Consider the following 7,431-nt stretch of genomic DNA (forward strand, 5'->3'; position numbering starts at 1 on the left):
ACATGCGCACGGTAGTCGTCGACGGTCCCCGCAGCGTCCGGGTCGACACCCGGCCCGATCCGGCGCTGCCCGGACCCGACGCCGCGATCGTCGAGGTGACGGCCGCGGGCATCTGCGGCTCCGACCTGCATTTCTACGAGGCCGATTTCCCGCTGCCCGAGCCGATCGCCGTGGGACACGAGGCCATCGGCACCGTCGTGGCGGTGGGACCCGAGGTGCGCACCGCCAGGGTGGGTGACAAGGTCATGGTGTCGTCGGTGGCCGGGTGCGGCGCCTGCCCCGGCTGCGCCACCCGCGATCCGGTCATGTGCCACAGCGGCTTTCAGATCTTTGGCGGGGGAGCGCTGGGCGGGGCGCAGGCCGACCTGCTCGCGGTGCCCGCGGCCGACTTCCAGCTCCTCAAGGTACCCGACGGCATCAGCGACGAGCAGGCGCTGCTGCTGACCGACAACCTGGCGACCGGCTGGGCGGCGGCGCAGCGCGCCGATATCCCCTTCGGTGGCACCGTGGCGGTGCTGGGCCTGGGCGCCGTCGGGCTGTGCTCGCTGCGCAGCGCGTTGTTCCAAGGCGCGGCAACGGTTTTCGCGGTCGACCACGTCGAGGGCCGGTTGGCGCGCGCCGCCCGTTGGGGAGCGACGCCCGTCAAGCCTCCGGCCGTCGAGGCGATCCTGGCGGCGACCGGAGGTCGCGGCGCCGACGCCGTCATCGACGCCGTCGCGACCGACGCCTCGCTGACCGACGCGCTCAACGCGGTGCGGCCGGGCGGCACGGTGTCCGTGGTCGGTGTGCACGACCTAAACCCGTTTCCGCTCAACGCATTGGGCTGCCTGATCCGTAGCATCACGTTGCGGATGACCACCGCGCCGGTGCAACGCACCTGGCCGGAGCTGATCCCGCTGCTGCAGTCCGGGCGGCTCGACGTGGACGGCATCTTCACGACGACCCTGCCGTTGGACGACGCCGCGAAGGGCTACGCGACCGCCGGGTCGCGCACGGGCGAGGACGTCAAAATCCTGCTGAGGCCATAGCGGCGACGCGGGGGGTGGCTGGTCAGCGGGTTGCCGTGATGTATTGCGAATGCATGAAGCCGTCGATCTTGACGTCGACGTCCGGCGGGGTCAGGCCGTAACCGGCCTGCAGCTGCAGCGTGCTGCGGACCGGATCGACCGTCCACGCATGGGCGGCCAGCCGCTCCGCGGGTTCGGTCTGCGGTTCGTAGGTCAGCGCGGAGAAGTCCACGTCGCCGGACACATTCACCCCGGGGTGAGCCGACTCCAGCGCCGTGAGCTGGTCATGGTCGAGCCGAGAACCCAACGCTCCCACCGCGATTCGACTGCCCGGCGCGCTCAGCCCACTGATCCGGGTGAATAGCGCGTTCTGCGCCTCGTCGGTGAGGTAGGGCAGCAACCCCTCCACCGACCATGCGCTGGGACTTTCGACGTCGAAGCCGGCGGCTTCCAGCGGCCGTGACCAGTCGGACCGCAGGTCGGCGTCGACCTCGACGCGGCGGGCCTTCGGCGTGGCGCCGTGCTCACCGAGCACGCGGGCCTTGAACTCCAGCACCTTGGGCAGGTCAACCTCGAAAACGGTTGTGCCGGCGGGCCAGTCGAGGCGATACGCCCGGGAATCGAGGCCGGCGGCGACGATCACCGCCTGGCGGATGCCCGCCTCACCGGCAGCGGCGAAGAAGTCGTCGAAGAAGCGGGTCTGCACCCCGTACAGGCGAGGGAAGGCCGTCTCGTCCTCGGACGTCCCGGGGTTGGCGAGCACACCGGCGAGGTAAGGGTCCTCCGAGGCGGCGATGAACACCTTCGCGTACTCGTCGCGGACCAACGGGGACGAGCTCACGGCGTGCAGGGCGCGCCAACCCGCCACCAGCAGGGCCGTGTAGCCGACGCTGCTGACGATGTCCCAGTGGTCGTCGTCGGAGCGCAGCGAACCAAACTCCGGTGACGTGCTCACGGCCGCCCCTTCCAGCGCATACGCAGACCCACAGATCGCATGAAGCCGACATACCCAACGTAGCCGCAGTTGTACCGTCAAAGCTCGAGAAACACCGTGACCGGGCCGTCGTTGACCAACTGCACTTGCATGTTCGCACCGAACACACCCGTCTGCACCTCGGCGCCCTGCTGGCGCAGCGCCGCCGCGAACGCTTCTACCAGCGGCTCGGCGAGGGCGCCCGGCGCGGCCGCGTTCCAGGACGGTCGGCGGCCCTTGGCCGTGTCGGCGTACAGCGTGAACTGGCTGACCACCAGGATCGGGGCCTGCACGTCCGCCGCCGACCGCTCGTCGGCGAGAATGCGCAGCCGCCACAGTTTTTCGGCAAGCCGCCGCGCGATGTCGGGTCCATCGCTGTGGGTGACGCCGACAAACGCCAGCAGGCCCTGCGCGTCGGGCCGGATGGCGCCGACCACCTCACCGCCCACCGATACCGACGCCGACGTGACCCGCTGCACCAACACCCGCATGGTTCCCGATGGTGCCAGGCCGGGCCCGCCGCAGTTGGGTACGCTCGTCGGGTGTCCGTGCTCGTCGCGTTCTCCGTCACGCCGCTGGGGGTGGGCGAGGGCGTCGGCGAGATCGTCGCGGAGGCGGTCAGGGTGGTGCGGGCGTCCGGCCTGCCGAACAAGACCGACGCCATGTTCACCGTGATCGAGGGCGACACGTGGGACGAGGTCATGGCCGTCGTCCAGCGTGCGGTGGAAGCCGTCGCCGCCCGCGCGCCCAGGGTCAGCACCGTGATCAAGGCGGACTGGCGGCCCGGGGTGAGCGACGCCATGACGCGCAAGGTGGCCACGGTCGAGGATCACCTCGCCGGCGGCTGACCCAGCGGGCGCACCAGTAGGCTCGTCCCGGTGAGCGCACGCGCAGGCATCGTTGTCACCGGAACCGAGGTCCTCACCGGACGCGTCCAGGATGCGAACGGGCCGTGGCTCGCCGACCGCCTGCTCGAGCTGGGCGTCGAACTCGCCCACATCACCATCTGCGGTGACCGTCCGGCCGACATCGAAGCGCAGCTGCGCTTCCTGGCGGCACAGGACGTCGACCTGATCATCACCAGCGGCGGCCTGGGGCCGACCGCCGACGACATGACCGTCGAGGTGGTGGCGCGCTTCTGCGACCGCGAGTTGGTGCTCGACGACGAGCTGGAAGCCACGATCGCCGACATCCTCAAACGCCTGATGGCGCGCTTCGACGGCGTCGACTTCGACTCGGTGCGGGCCGCCAATCGCAAGCAGGCCATGGTGCCGGCCGGCGCGGAGGTGCTCGACCCCGTCGGCACCGCTCCCGGGGTGGTGGTGCCCGGCACCCCGACCGTCGTCGTGCTGCCCGGCCCGCCGCGCGAGCTGCAACCCATGTGGCGCAAGGCAATTCAGACCGCCGCCGCGCAGCAGGCGGTCGCCGGGCGCACCGTCTACGAACAACAGACGGTGCGCATGTTCGGGCTGCCCGAGTCGGGCCTGGCCGAGACGCTGCGCGACGCCGAGCAGTCCGTGCCCGGTTTCGGCGCGCTCGAGATCACCACCTGCCTGCGCCGCGGCGAAATCGAGATGGTCACCCGCTACGAGCCGGACGCCGCCGCAAGCTACGCCGACCTGGTCCGGCTGCTGCGCGACCGGCACGGCGAGCAGCTGTTCTCCGAAAACGGTTCACTGGTGGACGATCTGGTGGCGCAACTGCTCACCGGTCGCCTCATCGCGACCGCCGAGTCGTGCACGGCGGGGCTGCTGGCCGCACGGCTCACCGATCGCCCCGGGTCGTCGGCGTACGTGGCGGGCGGCGTGGTCTCCTACTCGAACGAGGCCAAGGCGGAGCTGCTGGGCGTCGACCCGGCGCTGATCGAGGAGCACGGAGCCGTCTCCGAGCCGGTGGCCGAGGCGATGGCCGCGGGCGCGCTGCAACGCCTCGGCGCCGACACCGCCGTCGCCATCACCGGGATTGCCGGGCCCGGCGGCGGCACGGAGACCAAGCCGGTCGGCACGGTGTGCTTCACGGTCCGGCTGCGAGACGGCCGCGCCGACACCCGCACGTTGCTGTTGCCGGGCAACCGCTCGGACATCCGGGAACGCTCGACCACCGTCGCCATGCACCTGCTGCGACGCCTGCTGAGCCAACCCTCCTAGGTCGGTTCGGTTGGCAGGAAAGCGCTTTGGGAGCTGCCGAACCGAATCCCGGTGGCGTCCTTGCCGATCAGCGTCAGGACGGTCACGGCCAGCAGCACCGGCACGATCGTCGCCGCCAGCGCGAAGGGATAGCCGTGCGACTCCGCCAGCCGCTCCTGAATGGGCAGGTTGAACGCCGCCAGCAGGTTGCCCAGCTGGTAGGTGACGCCGGGATAGAGGCCGCGGATGGCGTCGGGGGACAACTCGGTGAGGTGAGCGGGGATCACGCCCCACGCCCCCTGCACGCACACCTGCATCAGGAACGAGCCGAGGCACAGCATGGCCGCCGTCCGCGAGTACGCGAACAGCGGCACGATGGGCAGCCCGAGCAGCGCGCAGAAGGCGACGGTGTAGCGGCGGCTGAACCGTTGCGAGAGCGTGCCGAAGAACAGCCCGCCGACGATCGCGCCGACGTTGTAGACGACCACGATCCACTTCACGGTGACGCTGGACAGGCCGGCGCCGTGGTTGGCGGTCGAGCCCAGGAAGGTCGGGTAGACGTCCTGGGTGCCGTGGCTCATCCAGTTGAAGGCGGTCATCAGCAGGACCAGGTAGACGAACCGGCGGATGATGGCGCCGTCGCGCAGGACGTCGCGAATCCGGGTGTTGGTCAGCTTCAGCTGGTCCTGGGCGGCCTCCCAAACCTCGGACTCCTGCACGCGGTAGCGGATGATCAAGCTGATCAGGGCCGGAATGACGGACAGCCCGAACAGCCACCGCCACGACAGTCCCAACCAATCCATCACCACCAAAGAACCCACGCTGGCCAGCAGGTAGCCGAAGGCGTAGCCCTCCTGCAGCAGGCCGGAGAAGAACCCGCGCCGCTCGACGGGCACCTTCTCCATCGCCAGCGCGGCGCCCAGGCCCCATTCGCCGCCCATGCCCAGCCCGTAGAGCAGGCGCAGGATCACCAGCACCGTGAAGTTGGGCGCGAACGCACACAAAAAGCCGACCACCGAATAGAAGATGACGTCCACCATCAGCGGGGTACGCCGGCCGACGCGGTCGGCCCATAAGCCGAACAGCAACGCCCCCACCGGCCGCATGACCAGGGTGGCGGTGGTGATGAACGCGACCTCGGCCTTGCTGTGGTGGAACGTCTTCGCGATGTCGGCATAGACGAATACCACGATAAAGTAGTCGAAGGCGTCCATCGTCCAGCCCAGCATCGCCGCGACGAACGAGTTGCGTTGGTCGGCGGTAAGCCGCTGCCGAGGGCGTGGGTTCTGCAAGCTCGGTGTGGTCACCTGAGCATCGTGCAGGACCGCGCCGCGATGCGCGAGAGCCTGGCCGCGCGACACGCACCGAATTCACCGGCGGCCGCGCGGCGTTGCCCGCGGCCGGTGGCAGGATCGGGCCCATGGGCCCTTTCCTGTTCCGCGCCACCGTCACCGGGTTCGCGCTGTGGCTGGTCACCAAGCTCGTGCACGGCATCACCTTCGTCGGCGGTGACAGCACGCTGCAGCGGGCCGGCATCATCTTCGTCGTCGCGGTGATCTTCGGGCTCGTCAACGCGTTCATCAAGCCGGTCGTCCGCATCTTGTCGATCCCGCTCTACATCCTGACGCTCGGCCTGTTCCACGTTGTCGTGAACGCGCTGATGCTCTGGATCACCGCGCGGATCACGGCGCACACCACCCACTGGGGCCTGCAGATCGACCACTTCTGGTGGACGGCGATCCTGGCGGCGATCGTGTTGTCGATCGTGAGTTGGGTGCTCTCGCTGGTGATCCGCGACGTCGGCCTGCGCGGCCGGTAAGCCCTAGCGCTGCACCAACCGCAGGACGTCGCGCGCGCACCCCCAGGACAGCGTCACCCCGTTGCCGCCGTGCCCGTAGTTGTGGATGCAGCGCGCCCGCCCCAGGGGTTCGGCCGCCACGCGCACCGAGGGTCGGTCGGGCCGCAGCCCGGTGATCGTCTCGATCACCTCGGCGTCGCCCAGCCGCGGCTCGATCCGCCTGCAGCGCCTCAGGATCCGCTCGCTGAGCTCCGGGTCGGGCGTGGTGTCCCAGCGGCCGGGCACGCCGATACCGCCGCACACAACCCGCCGCGGGTGGGGGAAGTAGCAGGTCCACTCCGGTCCGCCGTTGATCTCCACAAACAGCTGGCGCAGCCCGGGATTGGTGAGCACCAGGTGCTGGCCGAAGACCGGGCGGACGGTGTCGTCACCGGTGAGCGCTCCGGCCGCGAGGCCCGTGCAGTTGACGACGATCGGCGCGGCGTCGGCGGCCTCGGCCAGTGACCGCACCGTGCGCCGCTCGATGCCGCAGCCGGCAGCGGCCAGCCGGCGGGTGAGGTAGTCGAGGTAGCGGGGCATGTCGATCATCGGGACGGTGGCGCAGAACCCGCCGGCGAATCCGTCGGGCACCTCGCTCGGGTCGGCGGCGCGCAGGCCGGGGATGAGGGCGGCCGCGGACGCCATGGCCTGCGCCGCCGTCAGTTCGCCGACGGCCAGGGCCGGCGCCAGCTGCACCCCGGAGTCGGGTAGCCCGGCCAGCTCATGGAAGACGTGCAGCGAGTGTTCGGTCCAGCCCAGCGTCTGGGCCGCGCGTTCGGCGGGCCGCGGCGGCAGCCACACGGCACCGGCCACCATCGACGTCGTCTGCCGCGGGGGCGCCGCACTCCAGATCTGTACCGGCCAGCCCGCCTCGGCCAGCACGACGGCCGAGGTCAGACCGCTGACGCCCGCGCCGACGACGACGATCGGTTGCGTGCTGGCCACGGACGCCTCGGGTCAGGAGTGCGGCGGCGCGCTGCTGGGGGGCTGCTGGGCGCTCGGTGCCGGCTGCTGGCCGTTCTGCCCGCCGAGCAGGCCGTTGAGGATGCCCAGCGTGCCCTGCACGCCGGCGGGCGGCGCGCTCGGCGGGAGCGCGGCGTCCGGGGTGAGCTGCCAGGGCTGGCACCCCGACGTCTTGAACGCCTTGTCCGTCGGGTCGATCTGCACCACCTGGGGCTTCTTGCTCATGGAGTTGTCGATCAGCGCGCCGTCGGGGTTGCCGGTCCGCTTCCAGTAGCAGGTGCCGTTGCCGACGGGTCCGCCCGAGCTGTAGATGCCCGGCGCGATGTCGCTGCCCACCGCGTAGATGCCGTCCTTGTCGATGGCGGTCTTCGGCCCCGGCCCGGGCGGCGCGCCGTGCGCGGGCGAGGGTGCGGGCCCGGGCGGGGGCCGAAGTGCGTAGCCCCTCACGTTTTAGCCGTCAGCAGGGGTCGCAGCCTAATCGGGCGGGGGCCCGACCGGTCAACCCACGCCCGCGCGGAGCGCCGG

The 7,431-nt window shown here is 70.7% G+C and carries 9 protein-coding genes; 4 read left to right on the top strand and 5 right to left on the bottom strand.

Going from position 1 to position 7,431, the window contains the following annotated elements; genetic code table 11:
- Positions 1-2: 2 nt before the first annotated feature.
- Positions 3-1,028 carry an alcohol dehydrogenase catalytic domain-containing protein gene (locus A5700_RS06660; RefSeq protein WP_068075199.1) on the top strand — a complete coding sequence of 342 codons (1,026 nt, stop codon included), beginning with the start codon at positions 3-5 and terminating at the stop codon, positions 1,026-1,028.
- Positions 1,029-1,050: 22 nt separating this feature from the next.
- Here the strand turns inward: A5700_RS06660 and A5700_RS06665 are convergent, their stop codons facing one another.
- Both A5700_RS06665 and dtd read right to left on the bottom strand, forming a co-directional pair.
- Positions 1,051-1,962: a class I SAM-dependent methyltransferase gene (locus tag A5700_RS06665; protein ID WP_068075202.1), complete on the bottom strand. Its 912-nt coding sequence runs from the start codon at positions 1,960-1,962 to the stop codon at positions 1,051-1,053.
- 77 nt (positions 1,963-2,039) lie between these two features.
- Positions 2,040-2,471 (bottom strand): D-aminoacyl-tRNA deacylase, encoded by a 432-nt coding sequence (gene dtd, locus A5700_RS06670; RefSeq protein WP_068075205.1) that lies wholly within the window; start codon positions 2,469-2,471, stop codon positions 2,040-2,042.
- A 51-nt stretch (positions 2,472-2,522) separates the two neighbouring features.
- Between dtd and A5700_RS06675 the strand changes: the two genes are divergently transcribed.
- Positions 2,523-2,828: an MTH1187 family thiamine-binding protein gene (locus A5700_RS06675; protein WP_068075208.1), complete on the top strand. Its 306-nt coding sequence runs from the start codon at positions 2,523-2,525 to the stop codon at positions 2,826-2,828.
- Positions 2,829-2,858: 30 nt separating this feature from the next.
- Positions 2,859-4,127 carry a competence/damage-inducible protein A gene (locus tag A5700_RS06680; RefSeq protein WP_068075211.1) on the top strand — a complete coding sequence of 423 codons (1,269 nt, stop codon included), beginning with the start codon at positions 2,859-2,861 and terminating at the stop codon, positions 4,125-4,127.
- Here the strand turns inward: A5700_RS06680 and A5700_RS06685 are convergent.
- Complete coding sequence (locus tag A5700_RS06685) at positions 4,124-5,335, bottom strand: MFS transporter (protein ID WP_068075220.1); 1,212 nt, start codon at positions 5,333-5,335, stop codon at positions 4,124-4,126. The two genes, A5700_RS06680 and A5700_RS06685, sit on opposite strands and share 4 nt — an antisense overlap.
- Before the next feature lie 191 nt (positions 5,336-5,526).
- On the opposite strand from A5700_RS06685, the gene A5700_RS06690 reads away from it, so the two are divergent.
- Entirely contained in the window at positions 5,527-5,925 is a 399-nt protein-coding gene (locus tag A5700_RS06690; protein ID WP_068075214.1) for a phage holin family protein, read from the top strand.
- A 3-nt stretch (positions 5,926-5,928) separates the two neighbouring features.
- On the opposite strand, the gene A5700_RS06695 is transcribed toward A5700_RS06690, so the two are convergent.
- Complete coding sequence (locus A5700_RS06695; protein ID WP_068075217.1) at positions 5,929-6,888, bottom strand: FAD-dependent oxidoreductase; 960 nt, start codon at positions 6,886-6,888, stop codon at positions 5,929-5,931.
- 12 nt (positions 6,889-6,900) lie between these two features.
- Positions 6,901-7,353, bottom strand: coding sequence for a hypothetical protein (locus A5700_RS06700; protein ID WP_369828237.1), 453 nt, complete (start codon positions 7,351-7,353; stop codon positions 6,901-6,903).
- Positions 7,354-7,431 lie beyond the last annotated feature (78 nt).

The organism is Mycobacterium sp. E1214, from assembly GCF_001666755.1.
Taxonomy (GTDB): Bacteria; Actinomycetota; Actinomycetes; order Mycobacteriales; family Mycobacteriaceae; genus Mycobacterium.

Coding starts and splice junctions, on each gene's coding strand:
- A5700_RS06690 (WP_068075214.1), top strand. CDS start 5,527: ATGGGCCCTTTCCTGTTCCGCGCCACCGTCACCGGGTTCGCGCTGTGG.
- dtd (WP_068075205.1), bottom strand. CDS start 2,471: ATGCGGGTGTTGGTGCAGCGGGTCACGTCGGCGTCGGTATCGGTGGGC.
- A5700_RS06685 (WP_068075220.1), bottom strand. CDS start 5,335: ATGCTGGGCTGGACGATGGACGCCTTCGACTACTTTATCGTGGTATTC.
- A5700_RS06660 (WP_068075199.1), top strand. CDS start 3: ATGCGCACGGTAGTCGTCGACGGTCCCCGCAGCGTCCGGGTCGACACC.